Annotated in this window: 23 protein-coding genes and 2 pseudogenes; 14 read left to right on the top strand and 11 right to left on the bottom strand. The window is 71.6% G+C overall.

Annotated elements, in window-relative coordinates:
• Positions 1-80: 80 nt before the first annotated feature.
• Together ACWFQ8_RS30815 and ACWFQ8_RS30810 are read right to left on the bottom strand one after the other, a co-directional pair.
• Positions 81-809, bottom strand: coding sequence for an SOS response-associated peptidase (locus ACWFQ8_RS30815; protein ID WP_453789582.1), 729 nt, complete (start codon positions 807-809; stop codon positions 81-83).
• A gap of 123 nt (positions 810-932) precedes the next feature.
• The gene (locus ACWFQ8_RS30810) at positions 933-1,601 is read right to left on the bottom strand and encodes a DUF4097 family beta strand repeat-containing protein (RefSeq protein ID WP_453789581.1); all 669 of its coding nucleotides are present in this window, start codon (positions 1,599-1,601) and stop codon (positions 933-935) included.
• 2,223 nt (positions 1,602-3,824) lie between these two features.
• Here ACWFQ8_RS30810 and ACWFQ8_RS30805 point away from each other — a divergent pair.
• From ACWFQ8_RS30805 to ACWFQ8_RS30790, 4 genes are all read left to right on the top strand, one after another.
• Positions 3,825-4,430, top strand: coding sequence for a hypothetical protein (locus ACWFQ8_RS30805; RefSeq protein ID WP_453789580.1), 606 nt, complete (start codon positions 3,825-3,827; stop codon positions 4,428-4,430).
• Between the two features lie 648 nt (positions 4,431-5,078).
• Positions 5,079-6,581 (top strand): MFS transporter, encoded by a 1,503-nt coding sequence (locus ACWFQ8_RS30800; RefSeq protein WP_453789579.1) that lies wholly within the window; start codon positions 5,079-5,081, stop codon positions 6,579-6,581.
• Positions 6,582-6,698: 117 nt separating this feature from the next.
• Complete coding sequence (locus tag ACWFQ8_RS30795) at positions 6,699-7,139, top strand: SRPBCC family protein (RefSeq protein ID WP_453789578.1); 441 nt, start codon at positions 6,699-6,701, stop codon at positions 7,137-7,139.
• Between the two features lie 185 nt (positions 7,140-7,324).
• Complete coding sequence (locus ACWFQ8_RS30790) at positions 7,325-7,951, top strand: ABC transporter permease (RefSeq protein WP_453789577.1); 627 nt, start codon at positions 7,325-7,327, stop codon at positions 7,949-7,951.
• Positions 7,952-7,979: 28 nt separating this feature from the next.
• On the opposite strand, the gene ACWFQ8_RS30785 is transcribed toward ACWFQ8_RS30790, so the two are convergent.
• Complete coding sequence (locus tag ACWFQ8_RS30785; protein ID WP_453789576.1) at positions 7,980-8,687, bottom strand: TetR/AcrR family transcriptional regulator; 708 nt, start codon at positions 8,685-8,687, stop codon at positions 7,980-7,982.
• A gap of 1,237 nt (positions 8,688-9,924) precedes the next feature.
• Here ACWFQ8_RS30785 and ACWFQ8_RS30780 point away from each other — a divergent pair.
• Together ACWFQ8_RS30780 and ACWFQ8_RS30775 are read left to right on the top strand one after the other, a co-directional pair.
• A complete protein-coding gene (locus ACWFQ8_RS30780) occupies positions 9,925-10,275 on the top strand; it encodes a MerR family transcriptional regulator (RefSeq protein ID WP_453789575.1) in 351 nt (116 codons plus the stop codon).
• A 138-nt stretch (positions 10,276-10,413) separates the two neighbouring features.
• Complete coding sequence (locus tag ACWFQ8_RS30775; protein ID WP_453789574.1) at positions 10,414-10,722, top strand: hypothetical protein; 309 nt, start codon at positions 10,414-10,416, stop codon at positions 10,720-10,722.
• Between the two features lie 196 nt (positions 10,723-10,918).
• Here ACWFQ8_RS30775 and ACWFQ8_RS30770 read toward each other — a convergent pair whose 3' ends face one another.
• The 4 genes and pseudogenes from ACWFQ8_RS30770 to ACWFQ8_RS30755 form a co-directional block, all read right to left on the bottom strand.
• Positions 10,919-12,007 carry a S1C family serine protease gene (locus tag ACWFQ8_RS30770; RefSeq protein WP_453789573.1) on the bottom strand — a complete coding sequence of 363 codons (1,089 nt, stop codon included), beginning with the start codon at positions 12,005-12,007 and terminating at the stop codon, positions 10,919-10,921.
• Between the two features lie 427 nt (positions 12,008-12,434).
• A pseudogene (locus tag ACWFQ8_RS30765) lies at positions 12,435-12,818 on the bottom strand (transposase); the annotation flags it as partial.
• Positions 12,819-12,979: 161 nt separating this feature from the next.
• The gene (locus tag ACWFQ8_RS30760; protein WP_453789572.1) at positions 12,980-13,672 is read right to left on the bottom strand and encodes a TetR/AcrR family transcriptional regulator; all 693 of its coding nucleotides are present in this window, start codon (positions 13,670-13,672) and stop codon (positions 12,980-12,982) included.
• A 394-nt stretch (positions 13,673-14,066) separates the two neighbouring features.
• Complete coding sequence (locus ACWFQ8_RS30755) at positions 14,067-15,626, bottom strand: FG-GAP-like repeat-containing protein (protein WP_453789571.1); 1,560 nt, start codon at positions 15,624-15,626, stop codon at positions 14,067-14,069.
• Positions 15,627-16,277: 651 nt separating this feature from the next.
• Here ACWFQ8_RS30755 and ACWFQ8_RS30750 point away from each other — a divergent pair.
• From ACWFQ8_RS30750 to ACWFQ8_RS30720, 7 genes and pseudogenes are all read left to right on the top strand, one after another.
• Complete coding sequence (locus tag ACWFQ8_RS30750) at positions 16,278-16,790, top strand: RICIN domain-containing protein (RefSeq protein ID WP_453789570.1); 513 nt, start codon at positions 16,278-16,280, stop codon at positions 16,788-16,790.
• 209 nt (positions 16,791-16,999) lie between these two features.
• Positions 17,000-17,455, top strand: coding sequence for an RICIN domain-containing protein (locus tag ACWFQ8_RS30745; protein ID WP_453789593.1), 456 nt, complete (start codon positions 17,000-17,002; stop codon positions 17,453-17,455).
• 221 nt (positions 17,456-17,676) lie between these two features.
• A pseudogene (locus ACWFQ8_RS30740) lies at positions 17,677-18,255 on the top strand (transposase); the annotation flags it as partial.
• A 443-nt stretch (positions 18,256-18,698) separates the two neighbouring features.
• Positions 18,699-20,216 (top strand): APC family permease, encoded by a 1,518-nt coding sequence (locus tag ACWFQ8_RS30735; protein WP_453789569.1) that lies wholly within the window; start codon positions 18,699-18,701, stop codon positions 20,214-20,216.
• Positions 20,217-20,235: 19 nt separating this feature from the next.
• The gene (locus ACWFQ8_RS30730) at positions 20,236-21,873 is read left to right on the top strand and encodes a flavin monoamine oxidase family protein (RefSeq protein ID WP_453789568.1); all 1,638 of its coding nucleotides are present in this window, start codon (positions 20,236-20,238) and stop codon (positions 21,871-21,873) included.
• Between the two features lie 311 nt (positions 21,874-22,184).
• Positions 22,185-23,516 (top strand): serine/threonine-protein kinase, encoded by a 1,332-nt coding sequence (locus ACWFQ8_RS30725; RefSeq protein WP_453789567.1) that lies wholly within the window; start codon positions 22,185-22,187, stop codon positions 23,514-23,516.
• Positions 23,517-23,630: 114 nt separating this feature from the next.
• Positions 23,631-23,909 carry a GlsB/YeaQ/YmgE family stress response membrane protein gene (locus ACWFQ8_RS30720; protein WP_384540776.1) on the top strand — a complete coding sequence of 93 codons (279 nt, stop codon included), beginning with the start codon at positions 23,631-23,633 and terminating at the stop codon, positions 23,907-23,909.
• A gap of 76 nt (positions 23,910-23,985) precedes the next feature.
• Here the strand turns inward: ACWFQ8_RS30720 and ACWFQ8_RS30715 are convergent, their stop codons facing one another.
• The 4 genes from ACWFQ8_RS30715 to ACWFQ8_RS30700 all read right to left on the bottom strand — a co-directional run bounded on the left by ACWFQ8_RS30715 (position 23,986) and on the right by ACWFQ8_RS30700 (position 26,589).
• Complete coding sequence (locus ACWFQ8_RS30715) at positions 23,986-25,128, bottom strand: serine hydrolase domain-containing protein (RefSeq protein WP_453789566.1); 1,143 nt, start codon at positions 25,126-25,128, stop codon at positions 23,986-23,988.
• Between the two features lie 127 nt (positions 25,129-25,255).
• Entirely contained in the window at positions 25,256-25,651 is a 396-nt protein-coding gene (locus tag ACWFQ8_RS30710; protein WP_453789565.1) for a hypothetical protein, read from the bottom strand.
• Positions 25,652-25,772: 121 nt separating this feature from the next.
• Positions 25,773-26,312: a DoxX family protein gene (locus tag ACWFQ8_RS30705; protein WP_453789564.1), complete on the bottom strand. Its 540-nt coding sequence runs from the start codon at positions 26,310-26,312 to the stop codon at positions 25,773-25,775.
• A gap of 85 nt (positions 26,313-26,397) precedes the next feature.
• Positions 26,398-26,589: a hypothetical protein gene (locus tag ACWFQ8_RS30700; RefSeq protein WP_453789563.1), complete on the bottom strand. Its 192-nt coding sequence runs from the start codon at positions 26,587-26,589 to the stop codon at positions 26,398-26,400.
• A 163-nt stretch (positions 26,590-26,752) separates the two neighbouring features.
• Between ACWFQ8_RS30700 and ACWFQ8_RS30695 the strand changes: the two genes are divergently transcribed.
• Complete coding sequence (locus ACWFQ8_RS30695) at positions 26,753-26,926, top strand: CsbD family protein (protein ID WP_453789562.1); 174 nt, start codon at positions 26,753-26,755, stop codon at positions 26,924-26,926.
• Positions 26,927-26,967: the final 41 nt, after the last annotated feature.

The following is a 26,967-nucleotide window of genomic DNA, read 5'->3' as shown; positions in this document are numbered from 1 at the left end:
CGGCCCACGGCACGAGGGCCCGGACGCGGCGCCACCGGGCACGATGCCGGGACGGAGCGGCGGGGTCCGGCCGGCGGGGTCTACTCGGCCGGGTCGAGGAGGCGGGGGTCGTTGTTGCGGACGTTGTTGACCGCGGTGGACACCGCCGACACGGCGAGGCGTCCCTCGGCCGGGGTGTGCAGGAGGGCGCGCAGGTCGCCGGTGTGCTGGTGGGCGGGGTCGAGCCAGGCCCCGTAGTCGTCCGGGTCCAGGGCCAGGGGCATCCGGGGGTGGATCCGGCCGGCGGCGTCGGTGGCCTCGGTGGTGATGATCGTGGCCGTGGTGAGCCAGGCCGCCGGGTCGTCCGGGTCGCAGACGGCGGGGTCGCGCCAGAACTCGTACAGCCCGGCCATCGCCATCACCGATCCGCTCTCGGGGCGGATGAAGTACGGCTGCTTGTAGGCCTTGGCCGATGCGGTGGCCGGGACGGCGACCCACTCGTAGAAGCCGTCCGCCGGCAGCAGGCACCGGCGTTTGGCCAGAGCGCGCTTGTAGGCCGGCTTCTCGTGGACGCTCTCCACCCGCGCGTTGATCATCCGCGATCCCACCGACGGGTCCTTGGCCCAGGACGGCACCAGTCCCCACCGCACCGGGCGCAGCCGCCGCTCCACCTCCCCGGTGTCCCGGGAGGCGCGCTCCAGGACCGCCCACACCTCGTCGGTGGGCGCCACGTTCCACGACGGCCCGAGCGCTCGGCCGCGATCGTGGCGGGCGTCGAAGATCGCGGCGAGGTCCTCCGGGGCCCGGGAGGATGCGTATCGACCACACATGCCCCCCACTGTCGCACCCCCGCCCGCCGAGCGGTCGGAGCGCCCCGGACCGGGCCGGACCCGGGCCGGGGCGGCCGCGCCGGTGATCTCGGGCCGGTGATCTCGGGCCGGTGATCGGCTCCCTCACAGGCTGCGGGCGGTGATGTCGCCGTGGGCGGTGGTGGCGTGGATGGTGAGGTCGGGGGTGCCGGTGGTGTTGGTGAGGGAGTTGCTGATCCGGCCGTGGGTGGTGCCGGCGTCGAGGGCGGCGGAGGTCGTGCGGGCGGCGCCGATGGTGATGTGGCCGTACGCGGTGCGCAGGGTGACGACGCCGCGCCGGGCCTCGGTGATGTGGAGGTCGCCGTTCTGGGTGCTGATGTCGGCGGGGCCGGTGAGGCGGCCGACGGTGATGTCGCCGTCGAGGAGGGTGAGGTGGGCGGCGGCGGTTTCGTCGAGCTTGATCGTGCCCTGGGCGCCTTCGAGGGCGACCTCGCCGAGTCGTCCGACGCCGCGGAACTCGGCACTGGCGGCCTTGGCCTCCACGCGGGAGCCGGCCGGCAGCTGGACGGTGACCTCGACGGATCCGCTGTGACCCAGGAGCTGCTTCTTGGCGGCGGCGGTCCGGATCCGCAGGACCGCGCCGTCGTACTCGACCGCGGTCTGCTCGGCGGCCTTCACGTCCCGGCCCTTCGCGGCGTCGGCGGGCAGGACCTCGACGGTGGTGTCGGCCCGGTCGGCGGCGATGAACCGGATGCGTCCGGCGGGGATGTCGAGGACGACGGAGACGGGCGCGGGGGTGTCGAACGTCTGCATGGTGATCTCTCCTGCACCTGGTGGTTTCTTGTAATGGAAACGCTACGTTGCATTCAGAGGTCACGCAACAACTTCGTTGCGCCAAAATTTCATCGATGCAGTTCAAAGTGGCAATTTTGTTGCAACGGCCCTGCCGTCTAACGCAACGACAGATGCGCTTCTGTTGCAATGGACTGTGAGTGAACGCTACGACGAGGCGGCGTCGGGGCGGCGGTCGAGGCGGTGCCGGAGGGGGGCCGGGTACTGCGCGTGAAGAATCGGAGGGTCCGCTCGGGAACAACCGCAAGTCATTGATCGTTCAACTGGTGTGAGCGCGGGAAGGGACGATGCCCCCGGGCCCGACCATCCGCCTGTGGGGAAGATCGTTCGGCTGAAGCCCCGCAGTGCCCTCCGCCGCGAGGCGACCGCTCTTCCCGCCCTCACCCCGTACGCCCCGGCCGGCCTCCCCCCGGCCCGCCGGGGCCGCCCCGGCCAGTCCCACCCCCCCCGGGCTGGCCGGGGCCCCTCATCCCCCCGGAGTACGGCGTGCCGGCAGCCGGCCGGGGGAGCGGAATACGGCCTGCGTCCGACCCCCGTCCGAGCGGACACGAAGCCGACCTCGGCACTACCCGCGTGCGCGTCCCCGCCCGCCTCCACTCGACGTCCGGCGGCCCGGGGGACGCGGACCCCCTCCGAGCGCACGCTGTGCGCCGCGCTGAGGTCTCGCGCGTCCGGGCCCGGGGGACACGATCCCCTCCGACCGCACGCTGGGCGCCGCGTTGAGGTCTCGCGCGTCCGGGCCCGGGGGACACGATCCCCTCCGAGCGCACGCTGGGCGCCGCGTTGAGGTCTCGCGCGTCCGGGCCCGGGGGACACGATCCCCTCCGAGCGCACGCTGGGCGCCGCGCCGAGGTCTCGCGGCCCACACTGTGCGCGGCCGTGGACCCCGACCGTTGCGCCGTCGCCGCTTGAGCACATGCCCGACCGGCGGGGCACCCGCCCGGCCGCCGGTCCGACGACGTGCCCGAAACCGTCGCCGCCGCCCACCCCCTCCCGCGCGGTCGCCCCCACCGAGGAGTGGTCCGGCGCCACCGGACCGGCACCCCCGTCACGACCCCGGCCAACCGGCCACCTGCCGGCCCCGATGCCGCTGCCGTCGGCCCACGACGACCACCACCCCGTCGTGAAGAAGCCCTACGCCCACACCTTGCAGGGCCGGAAACCGGGAGGGGCCGGGGCCTGGCACAGACGACCGCCCCCAGCGACGCCACCGCGCCTTCCCCCAGCCGTGACCGACGCCCGGAGCGATCCCGCCACCGGAAAAGGAGCGCGCGCACGCGGCCACCCGCCCGCCGGCGAGCGGGTCGAGGAATACGGTGCGCCGCACCGGGCCCGGGGCGGGCTGCGCCCGTGCCTCGCCCAGCGGTCCGAGCACCCGGACGACGGCAACGGCCAGGACCCGCCGGACCGCACCGCCGCCCAGCGGAAGGCGACATCCGCGAGGGGGCGCGTGCCGCGCGACGGATGGGCCGGCCACGACACCCGCCCGGAGCCTCACCCGCCGGGCCCCATCCGCGGGCCCGGCCCGGCACCCGGCCCCTGCGCGCGGGCGGGACCGTACCCGTACCCCGCTCTGCGCGCGGGCGGGACCGTACCCGCACCCCGCTCTGCGCCTCAGCCGGTGGGCCCGACCCGCGGGACCGTACCCGCACCCCGCCCGGCGCCTCACCCGGCGCGCCCCACCCGCGGGCCCGGCCCCGGCACCCGGCCCCTGCGCCTCAGCCGGTGGGCCCGAGCCGCAGGACCGTACCCGCACCCCGCCCGGTGCCTCAGCCGGTGGGCCCGACCCGCGGGACAGGCGGCCGGACCGCCGCGCACCCCACACCCCGCCCTGGGCGCGGGCGGTGAACCCGACACGCGGGTCCGGCCGGCCGGACCGCACCCGCACCCCGCACCCGCACCCCGCCCTGCGCTCAGTCGGCGGGCCCGACCCGGGCGCGTGCCCACCACCGGGCCCCCGGACCCCGTACCGAGCCCGTACCCCGGCCCCGCCAGGGCCCTCTGACTCCCCGCCATCGCGGGCACGGCACCGCGGTGCGCCGAACACGCGTCGCGTCACGGACGTTTGTCCATCCGGACCGGTGGAAGAGTCGAGTCCGACGTACGGTCGACCGACCGGCCGGCCGGGCCTCGTCCGCCGTGGGCCGGTCCTCTCGACGCCACGACCCGAACGGGAGCCCGCCGATGCGCCTCTACGCCCAGACCCCAGCACGTCGGAACCGCCAGCTACTCGCGGACCTGATCGCCGTGGTCCTGGTCGCCGCCGCGGTGAGGTTCGCCCTCGCCGTCCACGAAGCGATCATGCGGCTGGCCGAGCCGGGGCGGAAGGTCGAGAGCTCGGGCGACAGCCTCGCCGCCGAACTCGGCAAGGCCGGCGACGCGGCCTCGGACGTGCCGCTCGTCGGCGACGTCCTGAAGAAGCCGCTCCAGTCCGCGGCCGACGCCAGTACGGGGTTCGCCGACGCCGGACAGTCGCTCCAGCACCTCGTCAGCCAGGTCGCCACCCTGACCGCGGTGGCCCTGATCGTCCTCCCCGTGGCCTTCGTACTGCTGCTGTGGCTCCCCCCGCGCCTGCGCTGGATCCGGAGCAGCACCACCATGCGACGCCTCCTCGACGCCCCCGGAGGCGCCGATCTGCTCGCCCTGCGCGCCCTCACCGGCCCGCTGGGCGACCTCGCCGCCCTCCCGGCCCCGCCGGGCGGTCTCGCCGACGCCTGGCGCCGCGGGGACCCACAGGTCATCGCCGACCTGTCCCGAGCCGCCCTCAGGCGCGCCGGCCTGCGGCCCTGAGCGGGCCGAGCCGCCACGCACCCCCAAAACGGTGCCGAAACCGGCTCGGAGCGAAGCCGAACAACAGGAACCCGGCGCTCGCCGACATCGCACCCGCAGCAACTCCCGTACGGGCCGGTCCGCATGCCGCCGCACGGACCCGGTGGACAGAAGGGGGGCGGCGGCCGCGGCGGACCCCGCTCGCGGGGGCCTTCGGGCAAGGCCCCGAACCACACCACGGGCGACCAGCAGCCCGGCGCCCTCTGCGCGAAGGGCGCCGCCGCCCGGCCGCGGCACGGGCCCCCGGATCGCGCACCCGCACCCGCACCGCACCTGCTGGAGACCGTCCTGCACGGCTGGGACCTGGCCACCGCCACCGGCCAGGACCGCACCGGAGACCCCGACGCCGCCCGGACCACCCTGGCAGGGTTGGTACGGGAACCACCCCCACGCGATCCGCGCCGAGAGCGGCATGTTCGGCCCGTCCGCGCCCGCAACCGACGACGCACCCGCCCCCACCGCCTCGCCGCCCACTTCGGCCGGACCGTCCGACCCCACGGCCGGGACGGGCCGCCCCGGCTCCGGGTGGACAGGCGCGGACAGCAATGGACAGTCCCCGCCCCGGCCGGGCATGGAATGTGGACACCGACCCCTACGAGGCTGTGCGCCATGAACCTTGGACGCACGAAGGGCGAACCGCCCGCCCCACCCCGCCGGGGGGCCGCGCTCGCGGCGCTGGCCGCGGCGCAGTTCACCGTGATGCTGGCCACCTCGATCGTGAACGTGGCGCTGCCGCAGATCCGCGCCGGGGTCGGCCTCTCGGACGCCGGCACCACATGGGTGGTCAACGCCTACGGCCTGGCGTTCGGGGCACTGCTCCTCGCCGGGGGCCGGGCCGGCGACCTGCTCGGGCGCCGCCGGGTGCTGATCGCCGGCCTCGCGGTGTTCGCCGGGGCCTCACTGACGGCCGGGCTGGCCGCGTCCCCGGGCGCGCTGATCGCCGCCCGCGCCGTCCAGGGCCTGGGCGCCGCCGCCGTCGCCCCCGCCGCGCTCGCCCTGACGATGGACCTCTTCCCGCCCGGCCCCGGGCGCGGCAAAGCCCTGGGGGTATGGGGCGCGGTCTCCGGCGCGGGCGGCGCCGGCGGCGTCCTGCTGGGCGGTGTGCTCACCCAGGCGTGGGGCTGGCCCTGGATCTTCCACGCCGTCGCGCTCGGAACGGCGCTGGTCCTCACCGCCGTGGCGACACTCGTACCGCAGGGTCCCGGCCGCGTCCCCGGGCGGTTCGACCTGCTGGGCACCGCGACCGTCACCCTCGCCCTGACCTGCCTGGTCTGGGCCCTGACCAGCGCACGCGGCACCGGCTGGACGGACGCCCGGGTCCTCGGCGCCCTCCTCGGCGCCGTCACGCTGCTCGCCGTCTTCGCTCTGATCGAGCGTCGCCGACCGGACGCCCTGATCCCGCCCCGGCTGCTCGCCACCGGCCGCGTGGCCGCGGGCAACCTGCTGATGGCACTGCTGGGGTCCGTGTGGATCGCGTTGTTCTTCTTCCTGCCGCTCTACCAGCAACAGGTCCTCGGTATGAGCCCGCTGGCCACCGGGGCGGGCCAACTCCCCCTCGCCGCCGCCAACATGCTCGGCGCGCTCCTCGCACCCCGCCTCGCCGGCCGGATCGGTGCCACCGCCACCTTGACCGCGGGCCTGCTCACCGAGGCCGCGGGCCTGCTGTGGCTGTCCCGGATGAGCGCGGACGGGAGCTACCTCCTCGACGCCCTCGGTCCGAGTGTCCTGGTCGGCCTCGGCCTCGGCGTCGCCTTCGTCCGACTCACCGCGCTCGCCGTCGACACCGTCCCGCCGCGGGACGCGGGACTGGCCGGGGGACTGGTGAACACCACCCGCCAGGTCGGCGGTGCGATCGGCCTCGCCACCCTCGCCACCCTCGCCGGATCCGTCACCGCCCGCGCCTCCGCCCACCAGCCCCCTCCGGAGGCCCTCACCGCGGGCTACCGGACCGCCTTCGCGGTCAGCGCCGCGATCCTGGCGGCCACCGCCCTCCTCGCCCCGCCCCTCATCCGCCCCACCCGCCGCTCCCGCGCCCCCCTCCCACCCCGCGCGGCCACGACACCGCCCCCGCCCCCGCAGCCGCGGCCGAACGACCGCGCAGCCGCCACCTGACCCCCGACCCGACCCCACCCCGACCCCACCCCACCCCCCGACCCCACCCCGACCCGACCCGACCACCGAACCGCCGGACCGCCATCCGGCCGTTCCCAGAACCGACAAGGACACCGCATGCACGCCATCGACACCACCGCCCCCGTCGTCGTCAGCCTGACCACGCAGATCAACGCCCCCCTCGCCACCGTCTGGGAGCTGCACACCGACATCGACAACTGGCCGTCCTGGAACACCGGCATCGACCGGGCCCGGCTCGACGGCCCGGTGGCGGCCGGTACCACCTTCACCTGGCTCACCCACGGGCTGGACATCACCTCCACCCTCCACGAAGTCGTCCTCGGACGACGCATCGTCTGGGGCGGGACCGTCCAGGGCATCGTCGGCATCCACGCCTGGACCTTCGAAGAGACCGAGGCCGGCGTCGTCGTCCACACCGAGGAGTCCTGGAGCGGAGACCCCGTCGACGCCGCGGTCGACGAACTCACCCTCGCCCTGAGGACCTCCCTGCGGAGCTGGCTCGACTGCCTCACCTCCCGCGCCGAGCAGCCCCACTGAGACCACGAAGCCACCCGCTCACCGGCGACCGGCGACCGGCGACCTCGAACGGGCTGCTCCGCAGGTCCTGGTCCACCACGCCCCCACCCCGGCCCGGCCGCCGCCGCCCGGTACGCGACACCCCGGGCCGCACCGTCCTTGTCCGACCCGCACCCGACCAGACAGCCACTCCGGAGGTCCCCACCATGTCCCGCCCCGCAACCGCCCCGCCGCCCGTCGCCCCCACCCGGCCGGCCCGCCGCCCGGACGAGGTCGACAACCGCGCGGCCTACCTCGGCTTCGGACTCGCCTACGTGCTCGGCCACGGCGCCACCGCGGCCTCCCAGGGCGCCGACCCCCTGCTCGACCTGCCCGGTTGGCTGCCCATGACGCTCCTCGGAGCCGGACTCGCCGCCGGCGTCGTCCTGGCCACCCGCGCCGCCCTGCGGGCCCAACGCGGGGCCCCCGCACCGGACATCCTCTCCGGCAGAATGCTCGGCGCGGCCTGGATCGCCGCCTTCACCGCCCTCTTCCTCGCCATCACCGGCCTGACCTCCGTCCTCGACGCGCCGCAACTGCAGTCCGTCCTGTGGCCCGCCGGTTCCGGACTCGTCGTCGGCCTGCTCTACCTCGCCGAAGGCGCCGTACGCCGCAACGTGCTGCACTACACCCTCGGTGTCTGGCTCGCCCTGACCTCCACCGCGGCGCTCTCGCTCGACACCCCCGGCCTCTACTGGGTCCTCGCCCTCGCGGGCGGCGGCGCCTACACGCTCGCGGCCGCCCTCGAACACCGCCGCCTCGGCCCGCTCACCGCACACCCCCGGCTCGGGTAGGCCGCCGCCTTTCGGCAACGAAGCGCGGTCAGCGGGCCAACCGGAGCGCCAGGCCGTCGAGGACCACCTCAAGGCCGTCGGCGAACCTCTCGTCGCGGATACGGGCGGGATCCGCAGGGGCCGCGCCGGCGAGGTCTTCGTCGCCCGCCCGCTCCGGGGCGGACAGGAGACGGGCGAGGAACTCGCCCTCACCCTGCCCGGAGCGGGCCACCGTGGTCAGCCACGCCGTCTCGGAGGTGACCATGCCGGTGGCGTAGGAGTACACGACGTCGATCGCACCGCGCGGCTCGGGGAAGCCGGCAGCGGTGAACACGGCGTCCAGCCGCTCGGAGAGGGCCGCCAGGTTGGGCCCCAGATAGGCCAGGCCCGCCTGGCCCAGTACCGCGCACATCCACGGATGACGCACGGCCGTCGCCCGGAAGGAGTCGGCGTACTGCCTGACGGCCGCCCGCCAGTCCCCGCCGTCGGCCGGCGGGCGGACGATCTCCCCCAGAACCTCGTCCACCGCCAGCTCCATCAACTCGTCCTTGAGCGCGACATGCCGGTAGAGGGAGGTCGCGCCGGCATTCAGCCGGGCCCCGAGCTTGCGCATGCTCAGCGCCTCGATGCCCTCCGCGTCGAGCATCGCGATCGCCTCCCGGACGATCAACGCCCGGCTCAGAGCGGGCTGGTGCGGCGTCGGCTTGGGGCGCGCCCACACGGAAGGAATGGGTGTGGCCTTCGCCCTCGCTGCCATGGATGCCCTTCGGCGGATGCGTACGGTGTTCGCGTCGAGGGTACAGCCGGGCTCCTCGGGGCCGGGGGAGTGAAGCGGTACGAAACCACCCGGCCTCACCCCCGTGGCGGCCGGGTGGCCTCGTACCGCATCACTCCGCTCGACGGCACCCCGATGCGCACACTGTACACCTGCGCATACGGTGTGCGCATCGGAGCTCGAATACCCCTCTGACCTGCGAAATCTCCAATCGCCAGCCGTGGCGACCGCACGTTCGGTAGGAGCGGGGACAGCGGCGGGCGAACGCCGCACCGGCGGACGAGGCCCCCGTGGAGCCCTCTGCCGGCGCCCCGAGTTCGATTACCTCGCCGTCGGACACCTGAAAATCTGTCTCGGCTGGAGTAGACATTGCGCGGCGATCTGGTTATGGTTTCTCTCGTAGCCCAGAGAGACAGCAGGGCCCGGCAGGGACGAACTGCCGGGCAGTGGTATCAGCAGTACTCGCAGTACCAGCAGTTGTAGTCACCCGCAGTTGTAGTACCGGCAGTTGCAGTGCGCAGGACGGTGCGGTGGTGGAGTGTCGAAGCCAGGCGTGTGCAGGACGGCGACGGGACTGACGACCGGACCGGGCGGCCCGCAGTGATCAGGGGCGGCCGACAGCAGTACCGCAGTTCGCAGTACCCAGCAGTGCAGGCAGTACCAGCAGTGAAGTAGTGAGCAGCACCTCGGTGAAGGCGTCGGCTGCGGGCGCGCGCACCGGGAAGTTCGGCAGTGGGGTTCTAAGCCAGAGCAGACGCACGATGGGCGACGGGGCTGGCTGCCGAAGAGTGGCGCTGTCACAGGCCACGCAGCAGTTCGCATCACCAGCAGTACGCAGTGGAGCAGTATCCGTAGTACGCAGTACCAGTAGGACGCAGTATCGGCAGTACCAGCAGTACGCAGTATCCGTTTCACCAGTAGTTGATCACCGAGGGAAGAACGGAGGAGCCGAGCGCCATCAGGATCGCCCGGGCGGAAGTCTGAGCCCGGGTACCGCAGGACATCGATAGTGAGGTGGTCTCCGGTCAAGCAACCGCGATCCCCGCACACCCGGCAGCAGTAAGGTCGGGTCGGCGGACACGAAACGCCGGCGCAGCACAAAGGCCGGCAGATGGTGTAGCAGTTCCTTCGGGGCCCTGGTGCCGTACGGCACCAGGGCCCCTCCGCGCGTTCCCACGGTCCACGGTCACCCGTTTCACCCGTTCATGAGAGAGGTTCGATGACAGCGGACGACTCGTTCGGCCGTCTCGACGACGACGACTACCCCGCCTACACGATGGGCCGGGCCGCCGAGATGCTCGGCACCACCCAGGGCTTCCTCCGCGCCATCGGCGAAGCCCGCCTGATCACCCCGCTGCGCTCCGCCGGGGGACACCGCCGCTACTCCCGCTACCAGCTGCGCATCGCCGCCCGCGCCCGGGAGCTCGTCGACCAGGGCACCCCCATCGAGGCCGCCTGCCGCATCGTCATCCTGGAGGACCAGCTGGAGGAAGCCCAGCGCATCAACGCCGAGTACCGCCGTGCCGCCGGATCGGCGGACCCGACCACCACGGCCTCCTCCGACGGCTGAGCGCCCTGCGGCCGAGTGCGGGCCCCCGCTGCCGCCGGCGCCGCCCGACGGCAGGTCAGAACACCCCCGCCACGGTTCATTGCGCAGAATCTGGGAAGCAGGACCACACTCAAGCCCTGTCCCACGCGAGGAGTCGCCATGACCACCTTCGTCATCACTGTTCCCGGCACATTCGTCTCGGACGTCACCGATTCCGCGCGCTCGGTTCTCGAACGGAAGCTGGCCCGGCGGCACACCGACGTCAGCGAGAGCGAAGGCCTGGACCTCCTCACCCTGAACGAGGACGGCACCTTCTCCGTCCGCCTCGAAGTCGACGCCCCGGACCGGTACGAGGCCGAACTGGACGCCACCCGACTGGTCTCGGCCGCGCTGCGGGAGGCGGGGATCGCACCGGCCGACGCCCCGCTCGGCCCGCCGGCCGTCACCGGTATCGACAGCGACCTCTGACCCGGGGCGGTACGTGGCCCCCTACGAGGCCCGGCGTTCGACAGACGCGGAGCGACGCCGGGCGGCATGAGCGGTTACGGCGGGGGCGGGCCTGCGAGCGGGCGGCTGGTACGGCGATCGGCAAGCGGTACGGACGCACGCCGCCGGCGGGCCGGCCCGACCAGGCCCCGCTGCCCCCGCAGGGATCCCCGTACGGCTACCCGCCCCCTCCGCCGTTGCCGCCGCCCGCCGAGCCCTGACGGGCGCCGTCTGCCAACACCAGGTCGGCCGTCCACGCTTCGCCGAACGTGTGACCTGCCGCGCCGACCCCCGCGTGGACACCTTCCAGGCTCAGCGTCGCACCCGGTGCCGCAGGCTCAAGGACGTCGCAAAGATCCGGGAACGAGGACACGCCCTCCCCGTTCACCTTGGTGATCACGGCGCCTTGTTCGATGCTCGCCTTGTTGGCCGGGGAGTTCTTTCGGACGTCGAAAACGAACAAGCCATCAATTCCCGCATCCTCAAGACGCTTCTGTGCAGCTTTCGACGCCCCCTCGTCGAGCCCGGCGGCCGCAGCATCTCCAGCAAGATGAGGATCCGAAACGGAGCGGATCCACCAGCCGGGATCGTTCTTCATCGCACCGGCGGCCAGGGCAGGAAGTTCGGCCGTCACCTGATCGCTGCTTATGGCCGAAGATACGCCGTCCTCTTCTATCCACACCCCGGTGTTGATGCCGATGACTTCACCCGCACGATTCAGTAGCGGCCCCCCTGTCCCGGCGTCTTCCGTGGAGTGGTAAATCAGGGAAGGGTAATCGGGATTCGAGTGGTAGATGAGCTTTCCGCTCGGCTCCTCCTGCGCCTTACCGGGACGAGCGACCACATCTGCCTCGGGGGTGCCCGCATCGCGGTGGGTGAGAGAGGTGACGGCGTCGCCGTCGAACACCTTGTCGCTGTCCCCGAATCGCACATCCTTCACGCCCGCCTGCGGAGTGGTGAGCTTGAGCACGGCCAGATCCTGGCACAGGTCACTGCCCAGCAACTGGGCGGGAGCCTCCGGCTCCCCGGTCATGAGCACGCTCAGCCTGCTCTGCGCCGCAGTGATGTACGCCGTGGTGACGACAAGACCTTCGGCGGCGTCGTAAATGAAGCCGGTACCGGATGCGGTCTCACCCAGCACTTGGACGACAGCCGCCTCGGCTTGCCCGCCGGTTCCGGGCGAGGGAGCGCGTGCTGCCGCCCCCGTGGCCCCACCCAGTGCGATCAAGAGGGTCGACGCCACGAGAAGATCGGCATGTCTGCTCATCGATGGGTCACCTGCCCGCGCCCCCGGTACCCCCTGGCCGCCATGTCCGATGCGGCGCTGGACGCCCGCTTCTTCTTTCACCGTAGCCCCAGGCCCCCCAGGTGTCCTGGCAAGCCCACCCCGCCCGCTGCGGCGTCCCGTACGAGCGGCTCGCCGCCGCCCTCCGGGCGCGGCCGAGGGGGCGGATCACGAGGGCGCCGTCGGTGCGCCCGGGTGAACGTCAGGGCTTCCCGGCGTCCGTCCCCCGGGCGATCCGTTCCCACCTGCGGCGCCGCGGGATCCGGGCGGTGATCGCGCAGCCCGCCGACCGGACCGGCTGATCCGCAGGAAGTGCCCAGTAGGACTCCGTGAGGTCGTTCTTGATCTTTGCTTGAGTTCTCGGTAGTCGTGCTCGATGCGCCAGCGGAGCTTGGCCGGACGGACCAGCTCCTTGATCGGGGTGTCGGCCGGGAGGCTGGAGAGCGCGATCGTGGTCCGCTTCCCATGACCGAGGAAGGAACAGCCTCCAATGCATTGGGCAGGAGGCGGTGTCCGTCGCGGCGCGGACGCTGACCGCGACCTGGCAGTTGGCGCGTTTGCCCAGGGCTCCGCAGTACTGCGGAGCCACTGCGACCGACATTCTTCCGTCTTTGGGCAGCGACACATCGTCGATCATTCAGGCCGTCGGAGCGATGAGCGGCAGCATGCGTTCACAGATCCGGCGCTGCACCGGCGCCGCATCCCAGGTGGACTGGTTCACGAACTGCTGCAGGTTCTGCTCGTTGCCGTCCGGCAGTCGAGCGGCCATGGCGTGGATCGACTTACGTCGGCCAGGTGCCCGCCCGCGAACAGTCCGAACCGGAAGACCTGACGGAGTCCTACTAGGGGGAGGAGCCCTTTGGCTTGCGTCGAAGACCTTGTGGTCCTGCGTGTGCTGGAGCCGGAGGATGGGAGACCTCGTTCCTGCACGCCGGCACCCGCTTCGGGGGTTGTTCAGCGGTTGAGTTGGTAGGCCAGGCCGTCGAGCACGATGTTGAGTCCGGTGGTGAAGTTGTCGTTGCGGATGGCCACTGCGTCAGGGGTGTTTGAGACGGTGGTGGAGGTGTCGGGGTGGAGGCGGGTGAGGAACTCCACTTCGGTCTGTCCGGAGCGGGTGATGGTGTTCAGCCAGGCCGATTCGGTGGAGACCATGCCGATGGCGTAGGAGTAGATGGCGTTGATGGCTCCTTTGGGGTCGGGGAAGTTGGCCGTGTTGAACAGGGCGAATAGCCGTTCGTTCATGGCGCTGAGGTTGGGACCGAGATAGGCCAGGCCTTCTTGACCCAGGAGGGTGCACAGCCACGGGTGGCGCAGCGCGGTCGCACGGAAGGAGTCGGCGAATTCGGTGAGGGCTGCCCGCCAGTCGGGATGGTCTGCGGGGGGCGGGGTCACTTCTCCCAGTACCTCGTCGACCGCCAGTTCCATCAGCTCGTTCTTGAAGGCCACGTGGCGGTAGAGCGAGGTGGCCGCAGCGTTGAGCCGGGCGCCGAGCTTGCGCATGCTGAGCGCTTCGACGCCTTCCGCGTCGAGCATCAAGACCGCCTCGCTGACGATCGCCGACCGGCTGAGCGCGGGCCGGGCGGGTGCGGCCGTCTTGGGACGTGCCCACACGGACGGGATGGGGTTGGTCTTCGGATCTGACGCCATGGGAGTCCTCGGTGGTGCGTACGGTGTGCCGCCAGAGCGTACAAGAGGCACCTTTGCGTCCTCCGTGTGCCTTGTCGTCCTCCGCCGCATTTCTGGCTGGCAGCGCCGCTGAGGCATGACCGGCGGAGCAGGGGGCGACGGTTGTGATTGGCGTAGGGGCGGGTGGTGTTGTGGGATCGGGGTTCGCGGAGGTGGGTGCACGGAGCTGCCCGGCCCGCCCCCGAGCGGGTCGGGTGGCTCCGTGCCGTCTGGTGGGGCGCTCCAGCGCGCCGTCTGGCGATCGGTCGCGGGAGGGCCGTTGTTCCGGGCCCAGATCATCCCGACGGGCGATGCACCGCGGGAAGGGCGGGACCGCGTTGGTGGAGGGCGGTGTTCGGCCGTCGCGGTTTGCCGGTCAGTCGGAGGTGACGTCGCCGAGTGGGGTCCAGCCGTTGGGCCCGGAGACATCGCCGCCGTTCCATGCGTAGACGGCGGAGGCGCCGTTTGTCATCCTCTGGATGTAGTCGGCGTGGTGGTCACCGGTGAAGTCGGCGATCTGGACGCTGGTGTGGTCTTCGGTGACCCCGGTGGCGATCTGCCCGACGGTTTCCCACCCGCCGGAGCCGACCGTGTCCCCGCCGCGGTTGCGGTAGAGGTCCACTTTCCCGTCGGGCTTGACGAGGTGGTAGTCGGCGCGGTTGTCGCCGTCGTTGTCGGCGAACCGAACCCGGTTGCGGTCGTGGGTCGCGGTAGTGACGCGCCCGATGTGCGTCCAGCCGGCTGTTCCGGCCGTGTCCCCACCGCGGTTGAGCCAGACGTCGACGTTGTTGACCTCGTTGAACAGGACGTAGTCCGTGCGGCCGTCGCCGTCCCAGTCGGCGAACCGGACCTTGGTGGGGTCCGTGGTCAGACCGGTGGCCACCTGCCCGATCTCCTGCCACCCGGCCTGACCGGGCTTGTCCCCGCCCTTGTTGATCCAGGCGCTGATGGAACCGTTCGCGTTGACGACGAGGTAGTCGAAGCGGCCGTCACCGTCGTAGTCGGCCAGGCGGACGCGCCTGCGGTCGTTGGTGGTCCCGAACGCGACCTGCCCGAGCTCCTCCCAACCGCCCCGGCTGGCACCGCCCCGGTTCAGGCGTACGGACACCTTGCCGTCGTCGGCGATCGTGACGTGGTCGGGCTTGCCGTCGCCGTCGAAGTCGGCCCACCGCGCGCGTCCGTCGGCTCCCGACTCGTTGCCGGAGCGTCCCACTCGGGGCCTTTGCGCCCAGCCGTCCGACACGGCCCGGTCGATGGCGGGGCGGAACACCGCGGCCATTTTCCGGTACCCGGACTCCGACGGGTGCAGCCTGTCCGGTAGGTCGGTGGCCACGTCCATCGTCGGCGGAGCCAGATAGCGGAACCGCTGCCCGGCGGCCTGCCGTTCGGGCTCCGCGCCGCGCACGTACGCATTGAAGGCCTCGGTTCGCCCCTCTTGGCCAGGGGTGTCGGTGATCAGGCCCTGGACGAGCACTGTCAGGTACGGGTTGTTGGCACGCATGCGGTCGACGAGTTCAAGCAGCTGCCGGGCCGCCGCCTCGGGGTCGGCGCCATGGTGTTTGAGGTCGTTGATTCCCAGGTGCAGCAGCACCACGTCGGGGGAGGCGCCGGCCTGCCATCGGTCGATTCCCGACCGGACCCCGGCGATGGTCCAGCCGCTGTGGCCCTCGTGGTCACCGTCCGCGAGCCCGCCCTGCCGCCCGGACCCCACGAAGTCGGCCGCGTACGCGGACTGCCGAGCCATGGACTCCCACAACGGTCCCCGGTATCCGCCGGTGGCGGTACTGCCCTCGCCCTGGGTGATCGAGTCCCCGAGCGGCATGATCCTCACCAGTGGGGGAGAGGGCTGCGCGGCGGCCCCAGCCGGTGCGGCGGCGGCGCCCAGGATGAAGGAGCCTGCCAGAAGGGACCAAGCCAGTGACGCGGCGCGTTTCATGAGCTGTTCCATACCTAACGCAAGTGGGACGAGGATTGAGCAGGGGTGGCTCCCGGCGCTGGGCGGAGACGGGAGCCACCCCCGACCACGAGCGGGGAACGGACCTCGCTGTAGGCCCCCTTGTCGGGACCGATGCGGCCGTTGGAGCCGACCGGTTCGCCGCCGTTCTACGCACAGAGTGCCCGCCTCCCTTGCACCGGCGGAGCTCGGAGAACGACAAGGAGACCGTCCGCACCGTAGGGCATGAACGGCTGAACATCACCTCGGGGCCGCTCCGACAGTAGCGCCCAGATCGCCTGTTGCACACACTGTTCCGATCGGCATACGGTGTGCACATTCGACTGAACGACTGCGTCTCCGGCCCGGGAAAGCCGCAATCTGGAAACGGTCTCGCCCACTCGCTGCTCTCCCGGGCCCTTGGCGGTACTGCTCGCCAGGGACGGCCCTGCGGGGCGAAGGAAGACCCCAAACAGTCGGCTCCGGCGGGCCGGTGGCCGGTAGCGGGGCTTTCTGGGGCAGCGACCAATGGGTGGGCATCGGAAGTCGTATCGGGTGCTTGCAGGTTTATCGAGAATTCATGGTGGGGCAGCTTGGTTCAGCTTGGGCTCGCGCCCCGGAGTTGGGTCCGTCTGCCAGTAGTGGGGGAGAGTCGTGCTGGTGAAGAAGAAGTCTTCGCGAATGCTCGGTAGTTTTGCGACCGTCGCCGGATTGATGTTGGGGTCGTTTGGGGTGACCGTCGGTACCGCGACCCCGGCCTCTGCGGACGGTTGGATTCGCCTGTTTAACGATGCAACTGGTATGTGCATGCATGCGAGTTCGGGTGGCGGTCCGGGTGCCTGGGTGACACAGGAGCTTTGTAACCAGGATGAGCGCGGCCAGTTGTGGGCGTATGCCACGGACACGAGTAACCGCATGACTTTGCGCAGTTTCGATTGGGGTCTCTGCCTTGACGGGTACAACGGCAACAATCCTGGAACCGTCATTGTCTGGCCCTGCAACCAAGGGGCTAGTCAGGCTTGGACCCTTACCTCGAACCAAAGTTTCAAGAACGTAGGGAGTGGCAAGGTTATCGAGCCTCCCGGCCAGTCGGCGAACGCGGGGAACCAGTTGCTCGTTTGGCCGGAGAACGGCAGCAGGTATCAGAAGTGGTGGCAGCTGGGGTGACAGGTGAGCTAGGGGAAGCTGCCTGGGGAAATGCGTCGAATCCTTTCATGAGCGAGGCTTAAGGGCTGCTCAAAGTCCCAAGTGGGATGTGTTATCTGCAGGATCTTCTGCGTTATTGCGTCATCTTGTGAACGGGAGATATGTCTTTGAGGAAGAAAATGCCCCTGGCCCTTGGCCGCTGTGCGGCTGTAGGAGGTCTGTTGCTGGCCATGGCCGGAGCAGGTGTGGGTGGCGCTGCCTCGGCTTCAGCGCAGACTGGTTGGTTCATGATGGGCAACTACAACAGTGGTATGTGTATGCATGCCAGTTCAGGGGGAGGTGCCGGCGCTTGGGTCACTCAGGAAGTATGTAACCAAAACGAGCCGGGCCAATGGTGGCGAATTACTTCTGCCAGTAATCGTGATGTTTATCAGAATTACTTCGGAAAATGCCTGGATTCCCATAACGGGAATAATCCTGGAACGGTAATTGTCTGGCACTGTCACGCTCAAGACAGTCAGAATTTTTACTGGAGAGAGGACGCATATCTTGCGGTTGACAGCTCGGCAGGCGGCGTTTTTGCGCTGGAGCCTCCGGGTGAGTCGAAGCGGGCCGGCACGCAGCTGATCATGTGGCGGGCCAACGGCACCGTGAACCAGAAGTGGTGGAGGTTCTGGCTTTCATAGCTGGTGCGGCGCAGGTGTAGCTCGGGCTGCTCCGAGGGCCGTACGGCCCTGCTACCGAGGCCGGGTCGGTCTCTCCGCTGGTACTGACTCTCCCCAGCCGGGGGAGAGTGCTGGAGCCCCCTGGTGGACTACCCCAAACGTTCCCGGGTGCCTCTATTTCACGGTTCTGGCGCAGATCTTGGGGAGTCGTCGCGGAGCGTCATCGCAGCGTTCGATTGTGAGCGGCTCATGAGACGGCCGCGTGCCCCTGCCCGTTTCCCCAGTACCCGTCCACGAGCTGGAGGCTGTTCCTTCCTCGGTCATGGGAAGCGGACCACGATCGCAGGACGTCCACCCGCGTCCCGTCCGAGGTCACACACCGTGAGAAATGGCGGTTGGCCCTGGACATGCTCGACACGCTGAGCGACTGGGACATGAGGCCTCCGGTCGTGGTGGCGGACGCCGCCTACGGCACCAACGCACACTTCCGGGCCGCCCTCACCGACCGCGGAATCCACTACGTCCTGGCCATCCGAGCGGACGTGAGTGCCCACCCACTCGACGCCGAGCCCGAGGCGCCGGCCCGCAACGGGCCGGTCGGACTTGGCGGCAGGGCACACGCGCATCGAGCACGACTACCGAGAACTCAAGCACGGCCTGGGCCTGGACCACTTCGAGGGACGATCCTGGCCGGGCCGGCACCACCACGTCACCCTCGTGACCGCGGCCCAGGCCTTCCTCACGGAACAGCGACTGGCCCCAAAAGTCCCAGGACCGGCTCACCCTCCACCAGACCCTCGACGCTCTCCAGGACATCCTGAGGTGCTGGACCGGCATCTGCACCACCTGCCACCACCCGATCAAGAACGACCTAACGGAGTCCTACCAGTGCTGTGACCGGCAAGGTCCACCGGTTGCGACGCCCGGCACGGCACCTCATCCCCCGGACTTCGTCCGGGGGGACCCCCAGATCGTCGGACCGCGCACGTACGTGCCGTACGAGCCGCGGCCCTCCGCCTCGCGATGCACCGCACCGGACGCCGCAACCCGGCACACCTTTCCGGCCACAGCACTAGCCGTTCCCGGGCCGCGTGGACATCACCGGGCGGTCACGCATTCGGTCCGCGCGCCTGACGTACCGACAACTCGTCGCGCCCGTGAGCCGATTGGCAGCCCTTGTGTCGATTGTGGCGTGGGTCACTTGGTTGGAGAGTGGCCGCCTTCCCCATCGGCTGTCCGCCGCACGCGTTGAGAGGGCCCGCCCATGTCCCACAGTCCCAGCGCTGAAGTCCATCGCCTCAAGGCCAACTCGGTCGGTCTGCTCGGCGTGGTCTTCATGGCCGTCGCCACCGCCGCGCCGATCACCGCGATGACCGGAAACCTGCCCATCGCCGTAGGCTTCGGCAACGGCATCGGGGCCCCGGCCGGATATCTCTTCGCCACCCTCGTCCTGACGGTCTTCGCCGTCGGATACGTCGCCATGGCCAAGCGCATCACCGCCGCCGGCGCCTTCTACGGATACATCTCCCACGGCCTGGGCCGGATCGCCGGCATGGCCTCCGGCATGCTCGCCGTCCTCGCCTACATCGTCTTCGAGGCCTCGATCGTCGGCGTCTTCTCCTACTTCGCCCGCACCACCGTGCACGACCAGCTCGGCCTCGACCTCCCCTGGATCCTCTACGCGGCCGTGATGCTCTGCGTCACCGCCGTCCTGTCCCACTTCGACATCAACCTCACCGCCAAAGCACTCGGCGTGATGCTCGTCGGTGAGATCGCCGTCCTCTTCGCCGTCGCCACCGCCGTGCTGCTCGCGGGCGGCGGCCCGGACGGCATCCCGCTGGAACCGCTCGACCCGAGGAACGCCTTCACCGGCACCTCCGCCGGACTCGGCATCTTCTTCGCCTTCTGGTCCTGGGTCGGCTTCGAATCGACCGCCATGTACGGCGAGGAGTCCCGCGACCCCAAGCGCGTCATCCCCAAGGCCACCCTGATCTCCGTCGTCGGCGTCGGCCTCTTCTACATCTACGTCTCCTGGATGACCATCGCGGGCAACGGCCTGTCCAAGTCCGTGGAACTGTCCGCCTCCACCAGCCCGTTGGACCTCTTCTTCGCACCCACCCAGCAGTTCATCGGCTCCTGGGCCGTCGACTCCTTCCAATGGCTGCTGCTGACCGGCTCCTTCGCCTGCGGCATGGCCTTCCACCAGTGCGCCGCCCGCTACCTCTACGCGATCGGCCGCGAGGGCTTCCTCCACCCGGCGCTCGGCCGCACCCACGCCCGCCACGGCTCCCCGTACATCGCCTCCCTCGTGCAGAGCGCCGTCGCCGTCACCCTCGTCGCCGCGTTCTGGCTCACCGGCCAGGACCCCTACCTCCACCTCTACACCCTGCTCGCGATCCTCGGCACGATGGCCATCCTCATCGTCCAGACCCTCTGCTCCTTCGCCGTGATCGGCTACTTCCGCAAGAACCACCCCGAGGACCGGCACTGGTTCACCACCTTCACCGCCCCCCTGCTCGGCGGGATCGGGATGATCTCCGTCGTCGTCCTGCTCGTCCTGAACATGAAGACCGCGGCCGGACTCGCCGCCGACTCCCTCGTCTTCACCCTCATCCCCTGGACCGTCGCCGCCGTCTTCCTCGGCGGCCTGGCACTGGGCGCCTACCTCAAATTCAAAGCGCCCGAACGCTACGAGGTCATCGGCCGCATCGTCCTCGAAGACACCGCCGAGCGCACCGCATCCGGCGCCCAGAGCGCTTCCCCCTCCGCCGCGAACGTCTGACACCCCGGGAGCCACCCACATGGCCCGCACCTCCGTCATGCACGCGCTCAAGCAACTCGCCGCCGAACACGCCGCCGCCCGCCGCCTCGCCGTCCCCGCCGCCGACGTACGGGGCCTGTCCCGCCGCGCCCTGCTGGAACGCGCCGCCGCCCTCGGCCTGGGCACCGCCCTGGCCGGCGCCGCCACCACCGCCCCCGCCCGCGCCGCAGCCCTGCCGGACGGCGGGAAACCGCCGACGGGCAACCCCCGCGTCGCCGTCGTCGGCGCCGGCATCGCCGGCCTGACCGCCGCCCTGACCCTCAAGGACGCGGGCATCGCCTGCACCGTCTACGAGGCGAACCCCGCACGGGTCGGCGGCCGCATATGGACCCAGCGCGACCACTGGGCGTACGGCCAGACCTCCGAGATCGGCGGCGAGCTGATCGACACCAGCCACAAGAAGATCCTCGAACTGTGCCGCCGCTTCGACCTGCCCACCGAGGACTTCCTCGGCGGCGGACCCAACGGAGCCGAAGAAGTCCTCTGGTTCGACGGCGCCTACTACCCCCGCGCCCAGGCCGACGAGGACTTCAAGGCCGTCTACCAGGCACTGCGCCGCGACCTGCAGGACGCGGGCGAGGTCAGCTGGAACTCCACCACCCCCGCCGGCACCGCCCTCGACACCATGTCCCTGCACCAGTGGATCGAGACCCGGGTCCCCGGCGGCCACACCTCACGCCTCGGCCGGTTCATCGACGTCGCCTACACCGTCGAGTACGGCGCCGACACCGCCGACCAGTCCGCCCTCGCCCTGGTCCTCCTCATGGGCTACCAGCCCAACCCCGGCCACTTCAACGTGTGGGGCCTGTCCAACGAGCGCTACCACATCACCGGCGGCAACGACCAGCTCCCTCGGGCCATCGCACGGAACCTGCCCGCCGGCTCCCTGCTGATGGGACGCGAACTCACCGCCCTCAGAGCCAACCCCGACGGCACCCAGACCCTCACCTTCAACGACTCGGGCACCACCCGCACCGTCACCGCCGACCACACCGTCCTGTGCCTGCCCCTGCCCGTACTCCAGCGCATCGACCTCACGGCAGCCGGCTTCGACCCGCTCATGAACAACCTCCTGCGCGACGCCCGCATGGGCCACTGCACCAAACTCAACATGCAGTTCACCAGCCGTCCCTGGCGCGGCACCGGCCCCTGGCCCGGCGTCTCGGCCGGCGACTGCTTCACCGACTCCCACGTCCAGCAGACCTGGGACACCACCAAGCTCCAGCCCGGCAACGCGGGCATCCTGATCCAGTACGCGGGCGGCGCCCCCGCCGCCGCGCTCACCCCTGCGACCCCCTTCGCCACCGAGACCGACCCCTACGTACGGGCCCTCGCATCCCGCACACTCACCGGCATCGACGCGTTCTTCCCCGGAACCCGGGCCGCCTGGAACGGCCGCGCCCAACTGTCGGCCTGGCACCGCGACCCGTACACGCTCGGCGCGTACTCCTACTGGCCCACCGGCTACCTGCACCGCTACGCCCGGTACGAGGGCACCGCGCAGGGGAACGTCCACATCGGCGGCGAGCACTGCAGCTACGACTTCCAGGGCTTCATGGAAGGCGGCGCCACCGAAGGCGAACGCGCGGCCCGCGAGGTCGTCACCGCCCTCACCTAGTGCTGTGACCGGCAAACCTCGCCGGTCACAGCAGCAGACCGCGTCCGACGTCAGCGGGCCGGGCGGGACGTACGAGGTCATGGGGGCGCGGTGCGTGGGGAAGGGGGGCGGCGGGTGCGCGGCGGCGTACCCGGCGGGGGCGGTGGACGTCGCGGCGACCGCCGCCCACCACCTGGCATCCGTGGCTGCCTACCGGCAGCGGTACGGCGTCCCGCCCTCCACCACGCTCCACCTGCGTCCGGGCCCGGAGCGTAGCCCCGCCCCCCGGCGGGTAGGCGCGCGGCACTGCCCGCGAGTCGAGGAGGACCCGTATGCCGGCCCGGCCCGTCCCCGCGTACGGAGCACCACCCGAACACGACGCCCTGCTGGGCGGCCGCTACCGGCTCCAAGGCGTCATCGGATCCGGCGGTACGGCAGACGTCTTCCGCGCCGTCGACGAGGTACTGGGCCGGGAGGTGGCCGTCAAAGTGTTCCGCGCGGGCGCGGACACGATCACCGCCGACCGCTTCTGCGACGAAGCACGCACGCTGGCCCGCCTCTCCCACCGCGCCCTCGTCACCGTCTACGACGCCGGCCGCCACGGACAAGGCGCCTTCATGGTCACGGAGTTGATCCGCGGCGTCACCCTGCGCGCCCGCATGGACGCCGGGCCCCTCAGCCCGGTCCACGTCACACGGATCGGCGCCGACATCTCATCGGCCCTCGACCACGTCCACGCCCACGGCATCATCCACCACGACGTGAAACCCTCCAACGTCATCCTCGGCGAGGAAGGCGCCCCGCACCTCGCCGACTTCGGGCTGTCCAGGACCGTGCACGCCCACTCCCACAGCGCACCCGACACCCTGGTCGGCACCCTCGCCTACATGGCCCCCGAGCAGTTCCTCGGCCGCGGCGCGAGTACGGCCAGCGACATCTACGCCCTGGGAGTGACCCTCCTCGAAGCGCTCACCGGCCACCGCGAGTACCGGGGAACACCCGTGGAGATCGGCACCGCCCACCTCCTGCATCCGCCCCGGATCCCCGAGGGGCTGCCGGACGGCCTCGCCCGCCTGTTGGCAGCGATGACCGACCAGGACCCCCTGGCGCGCCCCGACGCCGCCGCCGTCCACCTGGGCCTGCAGGGCATCGCACACGCACCGCCCTCCCGCACCGCGACGGGCGCGGCGCCCCCCGACACCCTCACCCACCGCTCGCCCCTGCCGCCCCCGGCCGCTGCCGGTTCCCGCGCCGCACCCGCACCGACGCCCGGCCCGCCCGGGCGCGGGGCCGGCGGCCGTCGGCGAGCGGCCCTGTCGGGCCTGGCGGCGGTGAGCGTCGCGGCCACCTGCGCGCTGGTGGTGGGCGGCACCCCCGCGGGGGAGAACCCGCCGGGCACCGCCCCCTCGCGCGAGCAGTCCTCGGCATCGAAGGACACCGGGGCGCAACCGACGCCGCCTCCCGCCCCCGCCGCGCCGGCCACCCCCCAGCTCCCGGACGCGACCGCGTCCGCCGCACCGCAACAGGCGTCCACCCGCGACCCGTACTCCTCGGATCCGGGTGAGAGCCCGGCGAAGGCACCGCGGGAGGCACCGGGGGAGACGAAGGCGAAGGACACGCCGGGGAAGGCGAAGGGAAAGAAGGACAGGGGACAGGGACGCTGACCGCCCATCCCTCCCGTCCTCGCAAATGATCAGTGGACCGGGACGTTTGGAAACCGCCACACGGTGCAGACGATCGTTAACACCAACTTTATCCATCGAGGTAGGAGACGCATCATGGGCATTCTGGCCTGGATTCTCATAGGGCTGCTCGCGGGCCTCATTGCCAAGGCGCTCATGCCGGGCAAGGACCCGGGCGGCATCATCATCACGATGCTGATCGGCATCGCGGGCGGCCTGCTCGGCGGCTGGCTCGGCAAGGTCATCTTCGGCGTCGACTCCATCGACGGCTTCTTCGACCTCTCCACCTGGATCGCGGCCATCATCGGCTCCGTCATCCTTCTGGCCATCTACCGACTGGTCACGGGCAACAAGCGTCGCCACAGCCACGCCTGAGCGACGCGGTTCCCCCGCGAACGGAAACGGCTCCCCCTCTCTGCGAGGGCGGAGCCGTTCCGCTGTTCCCGACGGTTCAGCCGGCCCCGGCCCCGGCCCCGGCCCCGGCCTCGGCGCGGAGCGTGCTTTCGACGGCGTCGGCGAGGCAGGTGACGCGGTCGTGCCGGTGCAGGCCGCGGGTGACGTAGGCGAGCGAGTAGCCGAGTGCGGGGGAGTGCCAGGCGCAGCTGCCGCCGATGCCTCCCATCCCGAAGTCGCCGTTGGCGTCGACCCGGAATCCGAGGGACCAGCGGACGTGATCGCGCAGGAACCCGTCCCGGCCGGCCGCGGCGGTGGTGAACAGGTGTGAGCGCAGTTCCGCGCCCAGGAGCCGGGCGACGTGGCCGTCGGGTCGGGCGAGGTCGTCGTAGAGGCCCGCCAGGGAGACGGCGTCGGTGATCAGGCCCACCGCGCCGAAGGGAGCCAGCTGCCACGACGGGCTGTGCAGGGTCTCGGTGTCGAGGAGGCCGGCGGGGCGGAGCAGGGCGGCGCGGCCGAGTTCGTGCGCCAGGTAGGCGTCGGTCCATGCGGTGCCCAGGGGCTCGGGCCGGGCGACCAGGGGGAGTTCGTGCGGGTGGACGCCGAATCTGAGGCGGGCACCGAGTGCGCGGGACAGGAACGCGGTGGTCTCACGGACCGAGGGGGCGCCGACCGCGGTGAGGATGCCGTCGACGAGGTGCCCGTAGGTGGAGGCGTGTTCGGCGATGTCCCGGCCCGGCACGGTCAGCGGTTCCATGGTTTCCAGGTCGCGCACGAGTGCGGCGTGGTCGCGGGGGTCGATCCCGGCCGCGGCGGGGGAGAAGGCGTGCTTGCCCGAACGGTGGCTGAGGACCATGCGCAGGGTCGTGGGGTGCCCAGGCACGTCGCGATAGGCGGGCCAGTGTCGGGTGAGGGGATCGTCGAGACCGAGGCGGCCGTCGGCGACGGCCCGCAGGGCGGCCAGCGCGACCAGCGGCTTGCCCGTGGAGAAGACCTGGACGAGGGTCTGTCCACGCCAGGGAACCGTACGTGCGCGATCGGCGCTGCCGCCGTGCACCACGAGGGCGGGAGCGGGGCTCCCGCGGCGCCAGATCGCCAAGGAGCCCCCGGGCTCGCGGCCCGTACGGACCAGTTCCCGAAAGCGCGCGACGACCGACTCCCAGTCCCCGCTGGAGTGTTCGACACGAACGGCTGTGGGCATCGCGGGTCCTTCAGCTGCGAAGCGGCCCCGCCCCGGGCTCAGCCACTGCGGAAAGCGCGGGCGCGGCGGAGCCACAGCGTAGCCACACCGGCCGCGGCGGTGGGGGCGCGCGGCTCGGCGCCGGCGGCTACGCGCCGTCGCGCCCGGGGCGGCCCCCGGCGGGTCCGGTGTCCGGCCCGGGCCGCAGGTCCAGCATGGCCAGGAGCGAGGCCAGGTCGTCGGGGCTGGTGGTACGGGACACGACCGCCTCATGGGCCCGCTCGCTGCGGTCGGCGCCGCCCGGACGGGGGTCCCGGCATCGGGACCGGTTCGAGGCTCCCGATCCGGCCCCACCCGCCCGGCCGGAGCCCGACCGGTGCCGGGCGGCGGTCGGGCAGACGGCCGCAGTGCCTGCGCCCTGGCGGCGCCGGGCGCCGCGGGTGACGACGGCCAGGGCCCGCGTCACCAGGCGCGGGCCGAGCGCCGCCGGCCGCAGCAGTGAGCCGACGGTTATCCGCCCGGTGGTGCGTCGGGTGTCTGTCACAGGGGCTCCTCCTCGTTCCGGTCGGGGTCCTGCCCGGCAGCCGGTCAGGACCCCGCTGTCGGGTGCGGTCGGTGGGGCTGCCCGGCGAAGGACCGCGGCACGCCGGCGGATCGGCCCGCCCTCAGCGGGATCCGGCCAGGGTGGCGGCGACCGCCTTGGCGCGGCGGACCGTACTCGCCGCGGCGGCTTCCGCGGGGCGGCGGACGGCCTTCACCGGGTGCCGGTGGTCCAGTGCGTGCCGGGAGCGGTAGGCGAGTGAGGGTTTGCCGTGGGTGTCCGCGGCGGCGATGAGGAGCCCTCCGAACGCGGAGAGGTCGGTCAGGAAGCGGGCGCGCTGCCGTGCCCGCTCCTCGGGGTCCTCCACCGTCCAAAAGGCGTGCGCGGTCAGGGAGGTCGGCACCAGTGCGGCAGCGAGGGCGAGCGCGGCCAGGCGCGGGGCGCGCCCCGTCGCGAGCAGCAGACCCGCCCCGGCCTGGACCGCGCCGGTGACGCGCACCAGTTGCCGCGGATCCCCGGCGAGGGCCGGGACGCGCTTGCCGACCGCTCCGGCGACGGGTCGGACGACTTCCGCGACGCCCTCGGGGTGGCGCAGGGCGCGCAGCCCCGCGGTGACGAACGGGGCGGCGAGCAGGGGCCGGGCGAGCTTTCGTAGGACAGCCATGTCCCGCTGGTGCCCAGCCCCGCCCCGTCCATCCCGTCTCCGCCCCGGGTCGCTCGCACCGCCGCGCGCGGCGGCGGGCCCGCCGTCAGCGGGCGTGGTGCTGGATCCCCCGCTGAGGGGGGATCTCGGTCAGCCGGGGTGCGCCGGAGCGGTGGCGGCCGGCCCGGCGCCGGCGGCCCGGGAAGGGGTTGCGCCGCGCGGGAGCGCTGGGGGCCAGGGCCAGGAGGCCGATGAGGGCGAGGACCGCGACGAGGATGAGCACGGTGACGAGGGTCATGTTCCTGCCTTCCGTCGGGTTCTGACGGTCTGTAGCTACGTGCTGTCTGTAGCTACTTGTTGTTACCGAAACCCGAGCCGATAAACACGGTGGGTGATGTTTACGGCGTGGAGGAGGGGCATACGGCTTGGCGTAAGGCTTCCTACCGCTTGGAGTGATGACTGTGTCCGGTGAAGAGAAGGTCCAGGCCAAGGGCGAGCAGGCCAAGGGCAAGGCCAAGGAGACCGCCGGCCGCCTCGTGGGCAACGAGCGCCTGACCGCCGAAGGCCGTGCCGAGCAGACCAAGGGCGATGCCCGCGAGGCCAAGGAAAAGGTCAAGGACGTCTTCAAGGACTGACGGGTGGGCTGATGTGGGTGGGGGCGGACCCGGTACCGGGT

Source organism: Streptomyces sp. NPDC055254 (assembly GCF_053606025.1).
The sequence above is the reverse complement of the archived record's forward strand: the minus strand, read 5'-3'. Positions and strand labels throughout refer to the sequence as shown.

Bases quoted from the DNA above. Each gene is read 5' to 3' on its own strand.
- ACWFQ8_RS30785 (WP_453789576.1), bottom strand. From the start codon at position 8,687: ATGGCAGCGAGGGCGAAGGCCACACCCATTCCTTCCGTGTGGGCGCGC.
- ACWFQ8_RS30755 (WP_453789571.1), bottom strand. From the start codon at position 15,626: ATGAAACGCGCCGCGTCACTGGCTTGGTCCCTTCTGGCAGGCTCCTTC.
- ACWFQ8_RS30795 (WP_453789578.1), top strand. From the start codon at position 6,699: ATGCACGCCATCGACACCACCGCCCCCGTCGTCGTCAGCCTGACCACG.
- ACWFQ8_RS30725 (WP_453789567.1), top strand. From the start codon at position 22,185: ATGCCGGCCCGGCCCGTCCCCGCGTACGGAGCACCACCCGAACACGAC.
- ACWFQ8_RS30760 (WP_453789572.1), bottom strand. From the start codon at position 13,672: ATGGCGTCAGATCCGAAGACCAACCCCATCCCGTCCGTGTGGGCACGT.
- ACWFQ8_RS30715 (WP_453789566.1), bottom strand. From the start codon at position 25,128: ATGCCCACAGCCGTTCGTGTCGAACACTCCAGCGGGGACTGGGAGTCG.
- ACWFQ8_RS30745 (WP_453789593.1), top strand. From the start codon at position 17,000: ATGGCCGGAGCAGGTGTGGGTGGCGCTGCCTCGGCTTCAGCGCAGACT.
- ACWFQ8_RS30805 (WP_453789580.1), top strand. From the start codon at position 3,825: ATGCGCCTCTACGCCCAGACCCCAGCACGTCGGAACCGCCAGCTACTC.
- ACWFQ8_RS30770 (WP_453789573.1), bottom strand. From the start codon at position 12,007: ATGAGCAGACATGCCGATCTTCTCGTGGCGTCGACCCTCTTGATCGCA.
- ACWFQ8_RS30810 (WP_453789581.1), bottom strand. From the start codon at position 1,601: ATGCAGACGTTCGACACCCCCGCGCCCGTCTCCGTCGTCCTCGACATC.
- ACWFQ8_RS30790 (WP_453789577.1), top strand. From the start codon at position 7,325: ATGTCCCGCCCCGCAACCGCCCCGCCGCCCGTCGCCCCCACCCGGCCG.
- ACWFQ8_RS30720 (WP_384540776.1), top strand. From the start codon at position 23,631: ATGGGCATTCTGGCCTGGATTCTCATAGGGCTGCTCGCGGGCCTCATT.
- ACWFQ8_RS30730 (WP_453789568.1), top strand. From the start codon at position 20,236: ATGGCCCGCACCTCCGTCATGCACGCGCTCAAGCAACTCGCCGCCGAA.
- ACWFQ8_RS30815 (WP_453789582.1), bottom strand. From the start codon at position 809: ATGTGTGGTCGATACGCATCCTCCCGGGCCCCGGAGGACCTCGCCGCG.
- ACWFQ8_RS30700 (WP_453789563.1), bottom strand. From the start codon at position 26,589: ATGACCCTCGTCACCGTGCTCATCCTCGTCGCGGTCCTCGCCCTCATC.
- ACWFQ8_RS30775 (WP_453789574.1), top strand. From the start codon at position 10,414: ATGACCACCTTCGTCATCACTGTTCCCGGCACATTCGTCTCGGACGTC.
- ACWFQ8_RS30800 (WP_453789579.1), top strand. From the start codon at position 5,079: ATGAACCTTGGACGCACGAAGGGCGAACCGCCCGCCCCACCCCGCCGG.
- ACWFQ8_RS30780 (WP_453789575.1), top strand. From the start codon at position 9,925: ATGACAGCGGACGACTCGTTCGGCCGTCTCGACGACGACGACTACCCC.
- ACWFQ8_RS30705 (WP_453789564.1), bottom strand. From the start codon at position 26,312: ATGGCTGTCCTACGAAAGCTCGCCCGGCCCCTGCTCGCCGCCCCGTTC.
- ACWFQ8_RS30735 (WP_453789569.1), top strand. From the start codon at position 18,699: ATGTCCCACAGTCCCAGCGCTGAAGTCCATCGCCTCAAGGCCAACTCG.